Annotated in this window: 1 protein-coding gene; it reads right to left on the reverse strand. The window is 49.3% G+C overall.

The features are described from left to right. The coding region (locus tag ACTF7Q_RS02100) for a flagellin N-terminal helical domain-containing protein (RefSeq protein WP_438996198.1) at positions 1 to 290 on the reverse strand (290 nt) is incomplete at both ends.

A 290-nucleotide genomic window follows, 5' to 3' on the forward strand; every position in this document is an offset into this window, starting at 1 on the left:
TAAGATCCGTCCAGCAGGTTCTGGCTATTGAAAGTGGTTGTTGAACCAATACGGTCGATCTCGGCCTTAAGCGCCTGAACTTCGTTATCAAGTGACAGACGGTCACTATCGTTCAAGGTGCTGTTTGCAGAGTTAACAGCCAATTCACGGATACGCTGAAGCATATTGGTGACCTCACCAAGAGCACCTTCAGCAGTTTGAGATAGAGAGATAGCATCATTTGCGTTCTTGATCGCCATTGTAAGGCCGCGTGTCTGGGCGTCCATACGGCTAGCAATTGCCAAGCCAGC

This window comes from Puniceispirillum sp. (SeqCode), from assembly GCF_965657105.1.
In the GTDB taxonomy this organism is placed as follows: domain Bacteria; phylum Pseudomonadota; class Alphaproteobacteria; order Puniceispirillales; family Puniceispirillaceae; genus Puniceispirillum.